We start from the raw sequence: 18657 nt of genomic DNA on the forward strand, positions 1-18657 counted from the left end.
TATAACTATGCATACATAGGAGGGAACAGGATGAAAAGTCCTAATTTTCAATTAAGTTTACAAACTTCTAATCTAATTATCGGTTTTATGGTATGGGTCATTTTATCATCATTAATGCCTTATATTAAAGCGGATATTCCATTAACTGCGGGACAAATTTCTATGGTCACAGCAGTACCTGTTATTTTAGGCTCTATTCTTCGTATTCCAATTGGTTATTGGACGAATCGTTTCGGAGCAAGAAAATTATTCTTTATTAGTTTTATTCTATTATTATTTCCTGTTTTTTATATTAGTGTTGCCAATTCTATGATGGATTTAATTATTGGTGGATTATTTGTAGGAATCGGTGGTGCTGTATTCTCTGTAGGAGTAACTTCTTTACCAAAATACTTTCCGAAAGAGAGTCACGGTTTTGTAAATGGTATTTACGGTGTCGGTAACGCCGGAACAGCAATTACTTCGTTTTTAGCACCTGTCATTGCAACTTCAGTTGGCTGGAGAACGACAGTACAATGTTATTTAGTTTTACTTGCAGCGTTTGCACTTATGAACTTTTTATTAGGTGATCGTAAGGAGAAAAAAGTGAATACACCACTAATGGAACAAATAAAAGGTGTATATAAAAATGAGAAACTTTGGTTTTTATGTATCTTTTACTTTTTAACATTCGGATCATTTGTCGCATTTACAGTATACTTACCAAACTTTCTAGTATCTCACTTCGGATTAGAGAAAGTAGATGCAGGTATGCGGACAGCCGGATTCATCGTACTCGCAACAATTATGCGCCCGATTGGTGGTTGGCTCGGTGATAAGTTTAATCCATTTAAAATATTAATCTTCGTATTTATCGGTTTAACACTTTCAGGTATTATTTTATCGTTTATGCCAAGTATGAACGTGTATACATTTGGTTGCTTACTAGTAGCATTTTGTGCAGGGATTGGTAATGGTACAATCTTCAAACTCGTTCCAATGTATTTCTCAGAACAAGCTGGTATTGTAAATGGTCTCGTATCAGCTTTAGGTGGACTAGGAGGATTCTTCCCACCGCTAATTTTAACATTACTATTCCAATTAACAGGTCATTATGCAATTGGATTTATGGCGCTATCAGAAGTCGCACTTGCTTGTTTAATCATTACAGTATGGATGTATAGCCAAGAGAAATTGTTAGTGATGTTAAAGAATCATTAATAAGGAAAAAGAACCATCCCAAAGTATATTGGGATGGTTCTTTTAGTAATAGGCTTCAACATGTTTTTATTGATATCTCAATAAACGCTTGTTTTCTATAAGAATGTGTTTTTAAAATGAAAAACAGAAGGCTTATGGAATTTTATTTTAAAATATAGAAGTCAAAAGTTATTCATTTAAAGGGTAGATTAGTGAAGGAAATCTTAAATCTATTCTAAAGATCGAACTCATTTTTAGAATGCAAATATTTAATTGAATCGGGATGTTTAGATGAAAAAAATATAAGTCCACTCAAGATAAACAAGTATCAGGTGTGTTAGGTGGTTTAAGCGACAAGTATGGGATTGATGTAAGTATTCTTCGCATAGTAACTGCAGTATCAGATTTTTTTAGGGCCAAATTTTTTGGTAAGGCTAACGGATATTGTGAAAAAAGTACTACACTAAAGAATACAGTTTAGTTCAATAAGATAAAATTATGAATTTGTATAAATAATCCATAATTTTCTTTATGAGTTATATTTGATATGTTAAAGAAAAGAGAGGGGAGGGAAATGAAATAAGAATTTTTGATGAGCATTTTCATATTATCGATTTCAGTTTTCTGATTATTGAGAACTAAGGGTGTTTTCCGATGAATGAAATGTGTCCACATTTAGTAAAGCGTTTAATCCAACTAAAATATATTTAGAATGAGGTTTTAAATGTTTGTATTTATTATATTAGACGTAATATTACCGATATTAATATTGATGCTAATTGGTGCAATCTTACAAAGAAAGTTCCAATTTAACTTAAAGCAGCTATCTACACTTATTACTTATTGCTTAATGCCAGCGGCTGTATTTGTGAATATATATGATATTCGTATAGAAACAGGTTTGTTGCTCCAGATAATATACTATTTAATGCTTTATAGTCTGAGTCTGATCATAGTAAGTCATTTCATTTCAAAAATATTAAAGTTAGAAAAAGGAGAAAGTGCAGCTCTAAAAAATAGCATTTCGTTAATGAATTCCGGTAATTATGGGTTACCAGTAAGTCAATTGATTTTCAGTCACAATCCAGTGGGGGTTTCCATTCAAATTTTTATTGTTATTTTCCAGAATCTTTTAACTTATTCATATGGGATATATAACTTACTATCAGCAACAAAAACAATCGGAGGTATTATTCAATCGTTTCTAAGACTGCCTGTATTTCATGCACTCGTATTAGGGGTTTTCTTTCAATCTTTTACAATTCAAATACCTAATTCTATCTTTATTCCTCTTAATCAGCTTGCGAATGGTTTTGTTGCAATAGCACTCATATTGCTAGGGGCACAATTATCCAACATTAAGCTTAATTTTTTCCATCGAGTCATAACATGGGCTTTAATTGGAAGGTTACTGATGGGACCATTATTAGCACTTGCCGTAATATACATACTAAACATCGATGGTATTGTTGCACAATCATTATTTATTGCAAGTTCTTTTCCTACTTCAAGAAATACATCAACCATTGCTATGGAATATCAAATAGAGCCTGAATTACATGCACAAATCGTTTTATTTTCAACACTTTTCAGCATTATTACAGTAACTGTCGTTATTTATTTGTCATATATTTTGTTTTGAATATACGTGTTAAAACGAATAGATTTGAGGCGGTAAATGATGGCGGAAATCCCATAGATATGAGAAGAAAACAGTCTATGATATATTGGGTATCGTTTACAATTGTACCATGTCTGATAATCAAGTAGCTTAGCGAAAAAAGACACAATTTCGCTTATAATTGACGTTACATGAGCTTAGTTTGATAGCGGTGGGGTGGGAGTGTCAAGTAAGAAATTTTTCTTTATTGATTTTATGCGGTTTTTCCGCAAAATTGTAACTAAGGGGGATTCCAAGTTGAGTAAACAGAATATCAGCACAACAGTTTCAGGAGATATAATTGTTACCCATCTAGTTGGCAATATAAAAACAGATGATGTGTATGAATGGTTTAATGGTTTTGAGCAGGTTTGTCAGCAATTCATTTCTGAAGGGCGGAAATACAAATTGTTGGTGGATAGAAAAGGATACACGCCAAATCATTTTTCTGTTCAAAAAGTATGGAAAGAGAAGTTCTTCAATGAAATCATTTTGAATAACAGTAAGGCAATTGCATTTCTCCTTGAAGAGGGGGAGATAATGGATTATTTACAACAATCTAATACGAAAGAATCTGTGAGATTTTTTGATGATTATGAACAAGCGCTAATTTGGTTGAATGAATATCCAATATAAAACCTGTATTGAAGCAGTTGCTCTCAAGCAACTGCTTTTTTGTCCGTAATTGTTGCCGTTATTTTTCTTCACAGATTCTTGTCCAATTGTTTGTCTGATCCTAAAAAACGAAACTAAAGCAAAAAGAACAAACGCCTCTAAAAAACGTTTGTTCACAGTTAATTCCTATTTTAGCTAAGTGATAGATTACATTTTATGAGTACGAGAAAGTCTTTTTATAAGTTTAGGAAGGACAGAAGTTAATTCCTGTTTCATACGCTTCGTAAACGATGGGTCCTTACCTGAAGTCGAAATAGTGACCACATATTCATCATTTCGTATAACGCCAGGTGTGTGAAACGATGATGCTGTACCATCACTTACAACGTTAACCCACTGGAAATCATGAGCGGCCTGTTTGACCATCATATTTACAGCATGTTGATTTGTAGCTGCATAAATTAGATGAGCATCTTTAATATCATCATTACTAAAAGTTTTTTGCTTCCAAGTAATATAAGGAAGTTCTTTCATTTCCTCGCAAATCTCGGGGCTAATAACGGTGACGAAAGCGCCTGTATCTTTTAATCCAGACGCTTTTCGATATGCAATTTTACCTCCACCAATGATAACGACCACTTTATTTTGCAGATTAAACATAAGGGGGTACATGTTATACATATATGCATTCCTCCATTCGTTCTAACAATGTTAATTTCATATATGTATCAAACTGTAGGCAATTACAAGTCGTCACGTGATCGTATTTTTTTGTATACAACTTAATTTTTTGAAGCAATAATCCGGTAAAGAGAAGGTAGGGCATGACATATACATGGGATGCAGTTGATGTTATAGTCTTTAGCTCAGCAGTAAAAGAGGGCGTTCCTTTCGTTAAAAAGGAGCATGATACTGGTAGACTGAGTTTTTGTTCGACAGCTGCTCCGATTTGTTGTAACTCATGTATCGGCTGAAAATCACTACTACCTCTCCCTACGAGTAAAACACTACTACCTTGCATTGGCATAGTTTCACGTATTCTTTTCACTACAAGTTCAACCATATGCGGATGCGTACTAAAAGGTTGTACAACTGAAAATGAGATATGTGGATATTGATTTTTCATTTTCGCTATCTCCAAAGGAATATCACGTTTATAGTGAGCTGCTGCAAATAATAAAACAGGTACAATCATTATTTCAGTTACTCCCTCTATTATCGTTTCTGTAACTGCATCCGAAATAGTAGGTGTCTTTAGTTCTAGAAAAGCTATTTTTTGAATTCTTTCGTTTCGCTCTTTCATAACAGATTGAATAAATTGAATGAATTGTTCATTACCTTCTTGTAGCCGGCTTCCATGTCCAACATATACAATTCCTTTCATTGTCTCACCATGTCTTTCTTCATAAGAGTTTCTTGTAATTGATGATCTACGTTATGAAACCCAACTTTATTTGCATAGTGTAAAGTTGGAACGTCGGTATACGAGAATGGGAGAGTAAGAATATTGATAAAGCCAAGGCGTTTTATTTCTGCTAGAAACGTATCAATAGAAGCACGACCTTCAAATACAATGCTATCCCATGAGAATTCAGAAAGAATACGTGAATGAATTTCATCGAAGCGATGATCAATTGTGTACTCATGAGTCATCATATAGGAACCAGCACCAATTTTTTCTTGAATAACAGCAATTCGGTTAATGTTTCGTCCTAAATAAATCGTTGAATTCGAAGAAAATTGCGCAGGTTTACTGAACAATCCATATTGCATGAGCTTTTCTTGAATAGAAAGGTTCATATACTGAAGTTCTGCCTGTAAGGAACGAATATCTTTATGATATTTACTGCATGATTGCATTAAGATGTCTACACTGTCAGCGGAACAAAATACAAGACGATCAACGTTAAAAATCTTATTGATTTGTTCAGAGGTTACTGTGTATTCTTTCTTTTTGAAAGTTGGAATTTGATATATTTCTGCACCGGACTCTTGTAACTTTTGCTTTATTGCGCTTTTTTTATTTGTTGCAGCTGCAAATAAAACTTTCTTGCCGTGCAATGGTTTACGTTCTTTCCAAGAGATTTGATTCCGCAAAGTAACAACATCACCAACAATTGTCATAGAAGGATTAGAAATATTTTCGTTTTTGACAATAGAAACAATGGTAGACAGTGTCCCTGTGACAACGCGCTGTTTACCAGTTGTACCCCATTCAATGACTGCTACTGGCGTATCTTCTTTTTTTCCTGCTTGTCGTAAGTTTTCACAAATTGTAGGTAAGTTTTTTATACCCATGTAGTAGGCAATCGTGTCGCTATTGTGAGATGAATTATATTTTCCATGATCGGTTAAGGGACCTTTTGCATGTCCGGTTAATAAAGTGACACTATTACTGTAGTCACGGTGGGTGAGGGGAATACCTGCATAGCTACTAGCGGCGATGCTAGATGTAATGCCTGGTACAATTTCATATGGAATATTTGCTGCTGCTAAAGTTTCTGCTTCTTCACCAACACGGCCAAAAATAGATGGATCTCCGCCTTTTAATCGGACAACAATTTTGCCCTCTTTCGCAAATTGAAGAAGGTGTGCGTTAATTATTTCTTGTCGCATAATATGATTCTTTGGCATTTTTCCGCAATACATAAGTTCACATGTTTGTTTTGTATAGCTAAGAAAGAAAGGGTTTAGTAAACGGTCATATAAAACAATATCTGCACGTTTTAAACACTCTATCGCTTTTTTTGTAATAAGCCCTTCATCACCTGGTCCTGCACCAACTAAATATACATATCCGTTCATAATTGCACCTCATCAATTTTTATTTAAAAGGAAGCCAGAGGAGGCTTCCTTTCGAAAATTACATGTATAAATAAATGTCACCGTCAATAACTTCTACTTCGTATGTTTGAATACAGCCGTCATCAGGTTTTTGAACTTCACCTGTTAGTAGTGAGATTTTCCAATCATGCAGTGGACAAAAGACGAATTCTCCAGACACAATCCCTTCTGCTAACGGTCCGTTTTTATGAGGACAACGATTTTCTACAGCTCGAATATCGCCATTTGAAAGGCGGAATAGGGCGATAGACATACCTTTCATTTGCACTTCTTTACCGATTTGAATAGCAAGATCTTCCGCACGCATAACTTTTATTTTTTCTTTCGTGTGTATCATTTAGATCACAGCTCCTTATTTCACAGTTTCTACTTCATACATCGCTTTTAATGATTTCGTTTCTAGTGCTTGTCCCCATGCTTCCGTATATGTTCTACGAGCTGTTTGGAAACGTTCATTTAACGTAGTAACCATACTTGCATCTTGTAGTATTTCTTTTATGTGATCGAAGCCTAAACGTTCTGTCCAGTAGGCGGTACGCTCTCCGTAAATACCAGTTTCACGATAATATTGCATGTAAGCTGCAGCGATGCGAAGGACATCATCTTCAGTAGGGACAATCATTACAAAATCAGCTTCACGTACTTCTGTACCACCATTTCCGCCAATATAAAGTTGGTATCCATTTTCGACACAAACAACGCCAAAATCTTTCGTCAGTACTTCCGCACAGTTACGCGGACAGCCCGTTACACCCATCTTCATTTTATGAGGTGTATCTACCATTTCTAATGATTGTTCAAGGAGCATACCAAGTCCTAATGAATCTTTCGTACCGAAACGGCAGAAGCGAGAACCAACACATGATTTTACATTACGAAGCGATTTTGAATATGCATATCCCGAAGTCATATGTAAGTCAGCCCATATGTTAGGTAAATCTTGTTTCTTAACACCATATAAGCCGATTCGGCTTGCACCTGTAATTTTCACAAGAGGAACATCGTACTTTTTCGCAACTTCAGCAATTTTCATTAAATCATCAGCTGTTGTAACGCCTCCGTACATACGTGGAATAACAGAGAATGTACCATCGTGCTGGATGTTACCATTCATTCTTTCATTAACGAAACGGGACGATTTATCATCTTCATATTCTTCTGGAATCGCCATACGTAAATAGTAGTTTAAAGCAGGGCGGCATTTCGAACAGCCGTCTTCATGTGCAAAACCAAGAACATTTCGTACTTCTTTTGGAGATTTTAAGCCTTTCTCGTGAATGGCTGCTACGACTTCATCACGGGATAAAGGTGTACATCCACACATACCGGCAGATTGCGCTGAGGCATCAAAAGCATCTCCAAGTGTATGAGATAAAACTTGTTCCACAAGTGGACGACATTTACCACAAGAACCTGCGGCTTTCGTACGGCCTTTAACTTCTTCAAAAGTCGTTAACTCTTGTTCTAAAATGGCGTGAACGATTGAACCTTTCGTAACACCATTACATCCACAAATCGTGTCATCCGCACTCATTGTAGCAACGTCAAATTCACTTTCTTCACCAGCTTTGTGAAGAAGGGAAGCTGGTGTATATTCTTGTATATCTTCTTCCTTCTTTAACATGCTAAAGAGACGTGTACCGTCAGCTGTGTCACCATATAAAACGATACCGACGACTTTATTATCACGAATTAATACTTTTTTATAGGAACGTTTACATTCATCAAAGATTGATATTGCTTTCGTTTGATCATCTTCATAAATTTGACCAGCAGAGAATAAATCACAACCTGCAACTTTTAATTGCGTACCGACGATACTGCCCGAATATCCATCAGTTTGTAAATTTGTTATATGTTTTGCTAGTATCGCACCTTGTTCATAAAGAGGAGCAACAAGTCCATATGCGATACCGTCATGCTCTGCACATTCTCCAACTGCATAAATGGACTCATCATTTGTTAGCATATAGTCATTGACTACAATACCGCGATTTACAATTAAACCAGCATCTTTTGCTATTTGCGTATTTGGGCGTATTCCGACAGCCATTACGATTAAATCACAATCTACAACTTCACCATCTTCAAATTGAATGCCCTCAACATGGTCTGTACCAAGAATTTTTACAGTTTTCTTTTCCATTAGAAATTTCATGCCTTGCGCTTCTAAATCTTCGCGCAGAAGAGAAGCTGCTTTCGTATCTAGTTGTTGCTCCATTAAGTTTGGCATTAAATGAACAACATGTACGTCCATCCCTAAGTCAATAAGACCTCTTGCGGCTTCTAAACCAAGTAACCCACCACCAATGACAACAGCCTTTTTCTTTTCATTAGCGGTATCAATCATAAATTGTGTATCTTCAATTGTTCGAAATCCTGTTACACCAGGGAGAGTGGAACCTTCTACAGGCAAAATAAAAGCACTAGAACCTGTTGCGATAATGAGTTTGTCATATGTAAGAGTACGATTCTTTTCTGTAATAATAATTTTTTCTTCTCGGTTAATACTTTGAACTTTTTCATTTGTATACAAAGTTATTTCGTTTTCTTCATACCAACTGTATTCATTCATAATGATATCTTGCATATTTGTTTTGCCTTGTAAAACATGAGAGAGCATAATACGGTTGTAGTTTGGATGAGGTTCATCTCCAAAAATAGTAATCTCATATGAATCACTATCATGTTTTAATATTTCTTCCATACAGCGTATGCCAGCCATACCATTTCCGATCATAACTAAACGTTTTTTCATTTTCGTTTCCCCTTTTTCTGTGAAATGTTGAACAAAGGATTATGTTTTTATTATAGAAAATCAAAAAAGGAAGAGATGTGATGTTTATCACATTTTTATAATGATTCACAAATTGTTAAAATTCGGATTTATTCGAGAGGGATGTGTATAGTCTTTACCAAATGAAAGAGCAGGACATAAGTATGTATACTCATGTCCTGCTCTTTATTTATGCTCTCGTAATGGCACGTGGAAATAAAATATTATTTTCTAAATGAATGTGCTTAAATAAATCAGACTCTAGCGCTTCAAGACGTTGGTAAACAAGTCGATAAGTACCGCAAGCTCCTTCTGGAGGAGTAAAGTCATTTGTAACTTTACGAAGTTCTTTAATAATGTTGCCTGCGTGGTTATGTTCATTTTCCAACTCATCTACTATTTTACGTAATTTCACATAGTTTTCGTCAATTGGATTTTGTTCAAATTCTAAAATTAATGGGAAATCTTCTGTTTCTTCTTTAATTAAATGCTGTTCTAATTCCATCTTTAATTCGTGAAATAGCTTATGAATTTGAGCTAAGTGAGGCTGACTTGCTCCGTGGACGCGTAATACTTTCGTCACATACGGACTTAACTGTGGTAATTCTTCATTTAAATAGCGATGATGCTTATTTATAACATAATCAATCAATTCGCGATAAGAAGCATTTTTCCAATCAATTTCAGATTCATTTAATCGTTTCGTATTATGATAAAGCGTATTTAATTCTGTAAGTACTTCTGTTGCTGATAAATTTCTTTCATGAATTGCATCAATAAGTGGTTTATTACCACCACAACAAAAGTCTATTCTATATGATTTAAAAAGATTACTAGCTTTTGGAAATTGTGTAACAATCTCACCGACAATAGAAGTTTCAGTAAATGTATGTTCCATATGAATGCCTCCATAAAGTTTGAATGTAATATCTAAATTAAGAATAGCAATAAATGAAAAACAATGTGGTGATTGAAATCACTTATAATGTGTCAATTTTAAGGATAATCAAATGAGTTTTATAAAAGGAAGAGAGAGAGGGAATTCGTCATAATAGTTTCTGATAATAAAAAAGAAGCTTACTAGAAGCTTCTTTTTTACTACTATTTTTCACATGCAACTCCATCGCCATCACGATCAAGATGTGAGTCATAACCTGGTTGTCCTTTATATAGAGGAGCTTTCCCGGCAGCTCTAACTGCGGCACAGTTTTTGTAATATGCACTACTAGTATTTCCTGAAGCAGGTTGTGTTTGAGCTTGCTGTGCTTTTTGCTCTTCTTGTTGCTTACGAGCTTGTTCATCAGCCTGACGTTTTTGCTCTTCTTGTTGCTTACGAGCTTGCTCATCAGCTAGGCGTTTTTGCTCTTCTTGTTGCTTACGAGCTTGCTCATCAGCTAGGCGTTTTTGCTCTTCTTGTTGTTTACGAGCTTGTTCATCGGCTAGACGTTTTTGCTCTTCTTGTTGTTTACGGGCTTGTTCATCAGCCTGACGTTTTTCATCCTCTTGCTTACGAGCTTGTTCATCGGCTAGACGCTTCTCATCTTCTTGCTTTTGAGTTTTTTCGTCCGCCTCTTTTTTCTTTTCGCTATCTTTCTGTTCTTCATTGTTAGAAGCAACTTTTGTACTAGTTGCTGTCGTTTTTTCAGAAGAAGGATCTGAAATACCTGATAGCGCAACAAAAATGACAAATAATACGGCTGTAATAATAAATTGTTTTTTCGCTACACCTGTTTTCTTAATAACAGATAAGATTGCTAGAACAAGGAAGAATATAAATAGAATGAAACTTAAAGTAGAAAAAAACTCGACGACGGGGTGTTCCGATTTTGTTGTACCGGCCGTTATTAATATAATAGAAATCATAAAAAGAATAACGGTAGGACGTCCATATTGTTTTGCTTTTCCATTTTTCTTAAAGAATGAAATAATACATAAGATTAAAAGAATAAAAGCAATAAAAAATAAAGCTGCACCAATATTACTTAAAATCGTCATTTTCATACCTCCATTTGTAAGATTCTTCTTATTGATTATATAGGAACTTATTGGATATTACACGTTTTATATAAATTTAGAAAGTTAATATTTTTACTAGACTTACAAACATTTATTTTATATATAGGGAAAAATAGATATATATCCTATTACGTTTTGAAAGAGATTTCATAAATTATAGTATATCGATTGAAAGGAGGAGATTTGAATGGAATTTCAATTGTTGGTAACTTGTATATTACAAGAAGGTAATGCTTACTTTTTAGTAACGAAGGTAGACGATGTTATTACGTTAAAAGTACCGATTACTGCGGGAGTAGCAGGTTTATTTTTAGCTTTAGGTGTACCAAGATGTTCTTAATTTAAATCTCTATAGTAGAAGGGGAAGGGACATGCCTTCCTTTTCTACTATTACATAATATAATTATGTAAACTTAAATATCATATTTGTGATAGCACGTTTGAAATGGACATGCATATACTATAATGTTTCATTGGATGTTAGCGGTGAAAGGTAGTTTTAATAAGTGCATCCAGTGATGTTTTTAAGTTATGAAAATAAAAGAGGTGCTATTATATATGAAAAGAAAAACATTTGATATTCCAGTTACATTGCGAAGAGAGTGGTTTTTACTAGAGTTAGCTTATTTAACGAAAAAATATGGAATTGAAATTGCAACTAGCAAAATGGATGCTGCACCGTTTTTAAGAGATCAAGTTACAGAATCAAAGATAGGGAAAGGGTTACAATACGATAAATATGATGATGAATATATAATTGAAAATTAAAGGGTAACAACAAAATTAAATTAATTTATAACAAAGTATAAAATAAAGCAGATTCTAAATATAGAATCTGCTTTATTATGAAGTACTTGTAGTCAACTAACCTCTTTCTAGTGTTTTTCCTACATATTTCTCTTGCGTTATTCCAAAAGATTCACGAAGAATGCGAGCATAATCTTTAGATTCTATTGGTCGTTTATTTTTAGTGCCTTTAAAGGTTTCTGTATAATTTTTATTTGTTAATGATATGTGACCATAAGTAGTTAATTTACAAGTGATAGCCCCTTTATTAAAAGGAGATTCTTTATGCTCTACAATCACTTTTTGAATGTTATTCACTTTTTTCTCATCTATTGGATCTACAGTGAAAGCATAGCCTATTTTCCATTCGTTTGAAGGTTCAGATTGTAAGAAACTTGTAGATTCCCCGTTAGCTCCTTTTCTCATTTCTAAAATATGCGTACCTTTTCGAGTATTTCGCTTACGAATTCGATATTCTCCTGTTTGAGAGGAGATGACTTCTCCGTTAAAAGGGACTGGATGTAAAGGGAGATGAGATGCAAAACCTGCATCCACAACATAATCTTTATCCTCATGACTTAATATGATAATGACATGACCATCATCGGGTTTCCATTTATTATCGTACAGATCATAAACAGTACCGGCTACTTTGTATACTTGAAACCCACAATCAATTAAAAAATAATACAATAAGGAGTTTAATTCATAACAAAGTCCACCTCGTTTTTGAATAAGTAACTTTTCTATTAAGTTATCTTTTGAGATATTTTTAATAGTACCAGCCATAATATCAAGATTTTCATAGGGGAGAATCATTCCCATTTTTAAGAGAATTTCATCTAAATCATCAAATGTTATTTCTTTTGCAGGAATTTTTAAGCGTTTAAAAAACTCCTTTTGTAAATTGGTCATCATAAAGTATTCTCCTTTCTTTTTACAGAATTTTCTTCTGCTCACCGATAGGTTAGTACTTCTAAAAAGTTAATTCAAGTGCGCGGAAATTATCATAATATATGTTTCTGGAAATGTGATTGTTTTTTCTGAAATTTCAGTTTAATTTTTAATCGTAGGAAAGTCTTATAATATAAGCTCCTTTAAAATTAGTTTGTATTTAATGAAAAGAAAGTACAGATCTTTATTATATTTTTAAATAACTAACTAGTAATAAAATGTTTTTTTACTAAAATTTTTTCAAGATTTGTATGCTTTATATAAACAATATTGATTTAAAAAATATCTGGATGTAGCTAAGTAAACAATTATTGAGAAACTTTTTTGTCGTATTCTATCAAAAGGAAGAGGTAGAAACAAAGAGAATAACGAGAGTTAAGAAAGAGGGTATACAACTAGTAACCTTCTAAAAATAGGGCTAACATCTTTTTAAAATAAAAGATTAGCTATTATTAAGGAAGGGAAAATATAAAATATTATAAAGAACACCTTCTTTCAAAAAAATAGGGGGAGTAATATGCGACTGATGAGAAGATGTGTGGCCTTACTAATTGTATTTTTTATCATGGCTCCAACGATTAGCACAAATGTACAGGCAGAAGTTGTAAAAGAGCTTGGAAAGGGGTTTCCTGATACAGAAGTATTCACACCTGGAGAATGGTTTTTAGGCCAAAAACCTGCTAATTATGATGAGAATAAACCGCCAATTCTCTTTGTACAAGGAAGAAATGGTAATGCTGATAGTTGGTATGGAAAGACAGTATATCATGATATAAATGATATGTATGATTATGCTTTAAAAGCAGGCTATCAAACAGTGTTTATACAATTGTATGATGCTGCGGGGAAAGGTTCGGCTAGTCAGTGGGATAACGGAAAATTGTTAGCACAAAAACTGGAAGAAATATATAATCATTTCGGTAAAAAAGTTAATATTGTAGCGCATAGTAAAGGTGGTATTGATACACAAGCCGCATTAGTTGAATATGGTGCGAATCGATTTGTTGGAAATGTTATTACACTTGCTACACCGCATCACGGCTCAAATTTAGCAGATTTGTCATATAGTTGGTGGGCAGGGTGGCTTGCTTCTATATTAGGTCAAAAAGATGATGGTACGTACTCGTTACAAATAGGTGAAATGGCAAAGTTTCGTTCAATAATAGATAACAACCCAGCAGCTAAATTAAACCGTTACTATACGGCTACTGGAACTAGCTGGGGGCCAACATTTTCTGCATTATCTATGGGTGGGTTATATTTATCATCGTACGGTTCAAATGATGGACTAGTAAATGAATGGAGTGCCAAGCTATCGTACGGTACACATTTATTTACAGATTCCAGATTTGATCATGACAATATAAGAAAAGGATCAGCTGTTTTTGCACGAATTGAACCATATTTACGTACGACAAATGTGGGATTACCAGCTTTAGTAGCATCTAGCACTAGTTCAAATGAAAATCTAGAACAATTAAATACAACTTCAAATCAAAATATTTTAGGAGGCGAATTACCACAAAATCAGTGGATAGAGCAAAGTATTTCTGTTGATAAAAAGGCTGAAGGAATAGTTTCTGTACTAACTGCTTCTTCTGATGTTGAAGTACAAATGGTATCTCCAAAAGGAAAAATCTATGCAAATAAAGATAGCGCTATAACTACTAGTGAAGGCGAATCTTTTTTTAATGGGGCGACAATTAGAACATTTAAGTTTGATAAATTGGAAGTAGGCGAATGGAAAATCAAAATGATGGCGAAGCAGTCGAAAGATGCATATTTAGTTGTAAGCGATTACAAGGATGGCGCGCCATTTGTTCTTCAAATGCCTACAAAAGTTAAAGTAAATAAACCTGAGTATAAACTGAAAAAATCACCTGTAGCACCTGAAATGAAAGGGGATCTTTCCATAACAGTAAGAGTCGTTAATAAAGAAGGTAAGTTAGTCTCTGAATTTAATGAATTACAAAATGTTAATACGAATACATTTACAGGTGCTTTGAAAGATATAAAACAACCGGGAGTATATAACGTTACGATGGATATAAAAGGGATGAATAAAGAAGGGAAATCATATAATCGTACGATTGTTAAGTCGGTTTATGTAGAGAAATAAGGAAGAATAAATAAGTATAATAAAAAAGTGCAGAAATCTTGTGTTAGAAAGAATTCTGCACTTTTTTTGCGTGATGAAAGATAATAAAAGTCGAAGAAAACTGTTATTCAATAAAAAAAGATGCTGAAATAGCATCTGAATGTAAAGAAATAATATTAACTTAGTTTTGTAACTGTTAATTCAACTGAATTTATACCATTGTCACAAGTTACAATACTTTGACGATTAAAACCACTATTATTTCTAAGTTGAAGAGTTGAATTAGCAGGCACTGTAACAATCGTTTCGCCAACGAGTTGAAGACATTCGTTATTTGATGAAGTATTCATTTGAATAGCGAAGTCACCTTGACTATTAGCAAGTGAATTGTTATTTAAAAATATAGTTATGACTGGGATATGTGGAAATACAGGATTTAAAGTAGTATTAATACTGGAAATGAACGAAACTCTATAATCACCAAATTGTCTAAAGTGTATAGTAGTAGGATTTAGTAAGGAAACGCCTCCTGCTAAAGGTCCAACGTGATTAAATGGAAAAGGATCGCCAAAAGGAACAGTTATAAATTCAGTTTGCCAAAAAGTTCCGTATGCAGGACAGCTGCGTTTATGTGAATGGTCACATGAACATTTTTTATACGATTTTGAAGAATGATAGTATGAACCCAATATATTACCTCCTATTCTTAATAAATTTAAACCACATAGTAGTTTATGAAGGTGAATCACAATTGGCGTGTATGCTTGTACTATAAAAGGAGATAGATGTGGAATATAAAGTGGTCAAATGATGAAATGTAGTATTTGGATATTACCTGTAACACCTTTTGAAGATGATAAGGTTCATAATTTGATAGAAAAATAAATGGAATTTCTAAATAGATTGAAGTAACGAGGAAACGTTTATCCCGCTATTTTCCGAGCAGTAAGACTCCCATCTCAAAATTCAGCGAAAGCAAAGAAGTTAGGTGGGGATGAACAAAACCCCCACTCATTAAAGTTTCACTTTACTATATTAATTTCGTCTGACAAACAGCAATATTATCTTTCGCTGTATGGATGTTATCATTTGGTGAAGTTATGGCATTTAACTGTATGTATATTAGGTTATTCAGTTTATTTTTTTATTTGCGTAGCTGAGCAGGAAGAAGTCAGAAAATATAGAATAATGTACATATGAAGCATCGTTTGTTTTTGGTGTGAATAGTAATTAAAGATACGCTAAAATATTTAAAATTGTAACGAAAGAGAGATTAAATAATAGAGGGAGCAACTTACATGGAAAATATATTAAAGGTATCTTCAAAATCAAGCCCAAATTCAGTCGCGGGTGCAATAGCGGGTGTACTAAGAACAAGTGGTAATGTGGAAATTCAAGCGATTGGGGCTGGAGCTATAAATCAAGCGATTAAAGCAATTGCGATTGCAAGAGGGTTCGTCGCTCCAAGTGGTATTGACTTAGCCTTCGTACCAGCATTTCAAGAGATTTCTATCAATAATGAAGATAGAACAGCGATTAAATTAATTGTAGGTCCTAGAAAGAAAAGGTCTTAGTAGAAGAGAGTGTTACTATAAGGGGAAAAGACCAATAGACTTCCCATGTTAGATACGTTATTTTATGTAACCGATCCTTGGGTGTGGACATGGCATTATGCCGGACGCATGTCTGTTAAGTTTTCCTTAAACTTAGCGAGTGTTCTAGATACTTAAAAATGCCAAATCCTTTGTGACATAAGGGATTTGGCATTTTTGATGTTTTTAAAAATAAACAACCCTAAAACTGCTCATTTAGAAGATTTAGTTTTAGTAGCGGCCATTGAACGTTTTTATGATAGTTTACCTGATAAATAGAAGAGTTTACCAATGAAAAGTAACTGGGGGATTCAAAAAATGAATCAAACTATTTTAGAGAAAGTCCTAAAATTTCGGGATGATAGGAACTGGAAGCAGTTCCACAATCCTAAAGATTTAGCTATTTCTCTTTCTTTAGAGGCGAGTGAGTTGTTGGAGAATTTTCAGTGGAAAAGCAGTGAGGAAGCTGTAGAAACAAAAAAAGAAGACATGAAAGATGAGTTGGCAGATCAATTGGATATTGACTTAGAAGAGATTATTATAAACAAAATAGAAAAAATAATAAAAAATATCCAGTAGAGAAATCTCGAGACTCTAAAAAGAAATATAATGAAATTTAAAAAAGGTGGAATTAAATATGTTATATCTTTTTACTGCAAGTAATGATAGTGCTATAAAAAATTTGGAAGCTACTATTGAAAAAATATATCCTATTTCTACATGTTTAGCAGATTTAGATGCCGATACAGTAACTAAACTTAAAGATAATGAATTACATGAGAATGTATGTATGTGGGGAGCAACTCCTGGTTCTTCAAATGTTGATAGATGGGAAAAGTTAAAAGAGGGTGACGGGATTTTAGCATATTCTAAAGGGGAATTTAAGTTTTTCGGGACAATTTTTGCTAAGACTCATAACCCAGATGTGGCTAGAAAAATTTAGAAAACAAACGATAATGATGAAACTTGGGAATACATCTATTTTATTAAGGAACTAAAACCTGTAAACATTAAAGCAATCGAATTCGCAGCTTTCTTTGGCTACAAATTGAACCATACACCACAAGGATTTACTAATATTGATTCGGATTTTAGTAAAGTAAAGATTGCAGAAGAAGAGAAATCGGAAAATCGAAAAAAAACTAAAATGGAATCTGGTAGGGAAGTATGGCCTCGTGATCCGAAAAAAGCTAAACAAGCTATTAAACAGGCAGAATTTAAATGTGAAATAGATGACACACATGAAACATTTGTATCGGAAGCCAGCCGAAAAAATTATATGGAGGCCCATCATCTAATACCGTTAAGAATGCAACATGATTTTGAAAATAGTTTAGATGTTGTTGGAAATATAGTTAGTATATGTCCGAACTGTCATAGGTTGATTCATTATGGAAGAGACAAAGATAAGAAAAAAGTTTTAGAACTTCTCTTTGAATAAAGAAAAGATTCTTTGAAGAAGTTCGGTATTGAGGTATTTCTCAAAGAGCTATTTGGATACTATGGAATTCTAAAATAAGAATATTCATAGCTATAGGGAAGGTAGAATGTTTCATACTTAAACATAGGTATTATTGTGATGGAAATTTAAATTTCGTCTTTTGAAAGTATCAATAATTTGTATTATTTTTATAGGGTTATATATTTTTCTTTTGCTCTGCTGTATAGCAGAGCTCTTTTTTTGTCGTACAAAAGCCACCTATATATGTGAAGTGCACCCCAATTGTTAGGCTGTGTCTAACAATTGGGGTGCACTTCAGTCCTGTCGGGCGGCTTCTTTTAATTTATATTCACCAATTCATCAAACTTAAACTTAGTATTCAAACCAAAAGCATCTGTACAATATATAGTTTTCGTCATCGGTTCAATATGTAATACATTTATGTACATGTCTTGCACCATTCCATCACGATAGTATGAGATATGTATTTCTTCTTCCTCGTGAAAAGATTGCATTAACGCTCTTTCTATTCGTTCCATAGTATCTTGTGTTAAAAAAGGTTTAGGTACTTTATATTGTTCCTCAAACATTCTATGTATTTCCTCGTATTGCTCCGGTATTGAAGCAAACGGATTCCATTTCACCATACCTCTTCCACGTACTACAGGAAAGCCGTTATATTCCATGATGTAATAC

20 protein-coding genes and 1 pseudogene are annotated in these 18657 nt (G+C 33.8%); 11 read left to right on the plus strand and 10 right to left on the minus strand.

What is annotated here, in order from left to right; all coding sequences use genetic code 11:
• Window positions 1–30 precede the first annotated feature (30 nt).
• From narK to BLT20_RS07995, 4 genes and pseudogenes are all read left to right on the plus strand, one after another.
• Entirely contained in the window at window positions 31–1200 is a 1170-nt protein-coding gene (gene narK, locus BLT20_RS07980) for a nitrate transporter NarK (RefSeq protein WP_000841841.1), read from the plus strand.
• 274 nt (window positions 1201–1474) lie between these two features.
• A pseudogene (locus tag BLT20_RS30975) lies at window positions 1475–1603 on the plus strand (PspC domain-containing protein); the annotation flags it as partial.
• Between the two features lie 300 nt (window positions 1604–1903).
• A complete protein-coding gene (locus BLT20_RS07990; RefSeq protein ID WP_000497498.1) occupies window positions 1904–2821 on the plus strand; it encodes an AEC family transporter in 918 nt (305 codons plus the stop codon).
• Window positions 2822–3055: 234 nt separating this feature from the next.
• Window positions 3056–3475, plus strand: a complete 420-nt coding sequence (locus BLT20_RS07995) for an STAS/SEC14 domain-containing protein (RefSeq protein ID WP_073339619.1) — start codon at window positions 3056–3058, stop codon at window positions 3473–3475.
• 186 nt (window positions 3476–3661) lie between these two features.
• Here BLT20_RS07995 and BLT20_RS08005 read toward each other — a convergent pair whose 3' ends face one another.
• The 7 genes from BLT20_RS08005 to BLT20_RS08035 all read right to left on the minus strand — a co-directional run bounded on the left by BLT20_RS08005 (window position 3662) and on the right by BLT20_RS08035 (window position 11069).
• Window positions 3662–4135 carry a precorrin-2 dehydrogenase gene (locus BLT20_RS08005; RefSeq protein WP_000282590.1) on the minus strand — a complete coding sequence of 158 codons (474 nt, stop codon included), beginning with the start codon at window positions 4133–4135 and terminating at the stop codon, window positions 3662–3664.
• A complete protein-coding gene (locus BLT20_RS08010) occupies window positions 4128–4838 on the minus strand; it encodes a sirohydrochlorin chelatase (protein ID WP_000676468.1) in 711 nt (236 codons plus the stop codon). Before BLT20_RS08010 ends, BLT20_RS08005 begins: the two co-directional genes overlap by 8 nt.
• Window positions 4835–6259, minus strand: coding sequence for a uroporphyrin-III C-methyltransferase (locus tag BLT20_RS08015; protein ID WP_001014946.1), 1425 nt, complete (start codon window positions 6257–6259; stop codon window positions 4835–4837). The genes BLT20_RS08010 and BLT20_RS08015 overlap by 4 nt, the downstream gene beginning before the upstream one ends.
• 58 nt (window positions 6260–6317) lie before the next feature.
• Window positions 6318–6635, minus strand: a complete 318-nt coding sequence (gene nirD, locus BLT20_RS08020; protein WP_000581982.1) for a nitrite reductase small subunit NirD — start codon at window positions 6633–6635, stop codon at window positions 6318–6320.
• Window positions 6636–6650: 15 nt separating this feature from the next.
• A complete protein-coding gene (gene nirB, locus BLT20_RS08025; RefSeq protein WP_000746943.1) occupies window positions 6651–9056 on the minus strand; it encodes an NADPH-nitrite reductase large subunit in 2406 nt (801 codons plus the stop codon).
• 208 nt (window positions 9057–9264) lie between these two features.
• Window positions 9265–9972 (minus strand): iron-sulfur cluster repair di-iron protein, encoded by a 708-nt coding sequence (ric, locus tag BLT20_RS08030; RefSeq protein WP_000401372.1) that lies wholly within the window; start codon window positions 9970–9972, stop codon window positions 9265–9267.
• A 203-nt stretch (window positions 9973–10175) separates the two neighbouring features.
• Entirely contained in the window at window positions 10176–11069 is an 894-nt protein-coding gene (locus BLT20_RS08035) for an excalibur calcium-binding domain-containing protein (protein ID WP_000154137.1), read from the minus strand.
• Between the two features lie 208 nt (window positions 11070–11277).
• Between BLT20_RS08035 and exsG the strand changes: the two genes are divergently transcribed.
• Together exsG and BLT20_RS08045 are read left to right on the plus strand one after the other, a co-directional pair.
• Window positions 11278–11430 carry an exosporium protein ExsG gene (exsG, locus tag BLT20_RS08040; RefSeq protein WP_000395679.1) on the plus strand — a complete coding sequence of 51 codons (153 nt, stop codon included), beginning with the start codon at window positions 11278–11280 and terminating at the stop codon, window positions 11428–11430.
• Window positions 11431–11648: 218 nt separating this feature from the next.
• Entirely contained in the window at window positions 11649–11858 is a 210-nt protein-coding gene (locus tag BLT20_RS08045) for a hypothetical protein (protein WP_000824197.1), read from the plus strand.
• A gap of 96 nt (window positions 11859–11954) precedes the next feature.
• Here the strand turns inward: BLT20_RS08045 and BLT20_RS08050 are convergent, their stop codons facing one another.
• Window positions 11955–12794 (minus strand): arylamine N-acetyltransferase family protein, encoded by an 840-nt coding sequence (locus BLT20_RS08050; RefSeq protein ID WP_000988903.1) that lies wholly within the window; start codon window positions 12792–12794, stop codon window positions 11955–11957.
• Window positions 12795–13347: 553 nt separating this feature from the next.
• Between BLT20_RS08050 and BLT20_RS08055 the strand changes: the two genes are divergently transcribed.
• Window positions 13348–14949 carry an esterase/lipase family protein gene (locus BLT20_RS08055; RefSeq protein WP_001238704.1) on the plus strand — a complete coding sequence of 534 codons (1602 nt, stop codon included), beginning with the start codon at window positions 13348–13350 and terminating at the stop codon, window positions 14947–14949.
• Between the two features lie 155 nt (window positions 14950–15104).
• Here the strand turns inward: BLT20_RS08055 and BLT20_RS08060 are convergent, their stop codons facing one another.
• Window positions 15105–15617, minus strand: a complete 513-nt coding sequence (locus BLT20_RS08060) for a hypothetical protein (RefSeq protein WP_000536142.1) — start codon at window positions 15615–15617, stop codon at window positions 15105–15107.
• Window positions 15618–16226: 609 nt separating this feature from the next.
• On the opposite strand from BLT20_RS08060, the gene BLT20_RS08065 reads away from it, so the two are divergent.
• The 4 genes from BLT20_RS08065 (at window position 16227) to BLT20_RS08080 (ending at window position 17961) form a co-directional block, all read left to right on the plus strand.
• The gene (locus BLT20_RS08065; protein ID WP_000427799.1) at window positions 16227–16502 is read left to right on the plus strand and encodes a stage V sporulation protein S; all 276 of its coding nucleotides are present in this window, start codon (window positions 16227–16229) and stop codon (window positions 16500–16502) included.
• A gap of 309 nt (window positions 16503–16811) precedes the next feature.
• On the plus strand, window positions 16812–17099 hold the full coding sequence (locus tag BLT20_RS08070) for a nucleoside triphosphate pyrophosphohydrolase family protein (protein ID WP_002025705.1): 288 nt from the start codon (window positions 16812–16814) through the stop codon (window positions 17097–17099).
• Window positions 17100–17157: 58 nt separating this feature from the next.
• Window positions 17158–17463 (plus strand): hypothetical protein, encoded by a 306-nt coding sequence (locus BLT20_RS08075; RefSeq protein ID WP_000966110.1) that lies wholly within the window; start codon window positions 17158–17160, stop codon window positions 17461–17463.
• A 105-nt stretch (window positions 17464–17568) separates the two neighbouring features.
• The gene (locus BLT20_RS08080; protein WP_001016941.1) at window positions 17569–17961 is read left to right on the plus strand and encodes an HNH endonuclease; all 393 of its coding nucleotides are present in this window, start codon (window positions 17569–17571) and stop codon (window positions 17959–17961) included.
• A gap of 338 nt (window positions 17962–18299) precedes the next feature.
• On the opposite strand, the gene BLT20_RS08085 is transcribed toward BLT20_RS08080, so the two are convergent.
• Window positions 18300–18647, minus strand: coding sequence for a YolD-like family protein (locus tag BLT20_RS08085; protein ID WP_000456182.1), 348 nt, complete (start codon window positions 18645–18647; stop codon window positions 18300–18302).
• Window positions 18648–18657: the final 10 nt, after the last annotated feature.

The sequence above is a fragment of the Bacillus sp. cl96 genome (genome assembly GCF_900100505.1).
Classification (GTDB): domain Bacteria; phylum Bacillota; class Bacilli; order Bacillales; family Bacillaceae_G; genus Bacillus_A; species Bacillus_A cereus.